This window comes from Micromonospora sp. DT229 (assembly GCF_049844505.1).
Classification (GTDB): domain Bacteria; phylum Actinomycetota; class Actinomycetes; order Mycobacteriales; family Micromonosporaceae; genus Micromonospora.
In genome coordinates, this window is the sequence record NZ_JBNCLD010000055.1 from 314 (window position 1) to 717 (window position 404).

General features: G+C 65.8%; 1 protein-coding gene. It reads left to right on the forward strand.

Annotated features, from left to right (window positions below; genetic code table 11):
- Positions 1-404, forward strand: a 404-nt coding sequence (locus ACLQ2T_RS29260) for a HAMP domain-containing protein (protein WP_425769579.1), incomplete at both ends; no start/stop codon positions are given.

A 404-nucleotide genomic window follows, 5' to 3' on the forward strand; every position in this document is an offset into this window, starting at 1 on the left:
TTGAAGAACACCGTCAACACGATGGTGGATCAGTTGTCGTCGTTCGCCGACGAGGTGACCCGGGTGGCCCGGGAGGTCGGCACGGAGGGCAAGTTGGGCGGTCAGGCCCAGGTGCGCGGGGTGGCCGGCACCTGGCGGGACCTGACGGACAACGTGAACTCGATGGCCTCGAACCTGACCAGCCAGGTACGGAACATCGCCCCGGTCACCACCGCGGTCGCCAAGGGTGACCTGTCGCAGAAGATCACGGTGGATGCCCGTGGCGAGATCCTGGAGTTGAAGAACACCGTCAACACGATGGTGGATCAGTTGTCGTCGTTCGCCGACGAGGTGACCCGGGTGGCCCGGGAGGTGGGCACCGAGGGCAAGTTGGGTGGTCAGGCCCAGGTGAAGGGGGTCTCCGG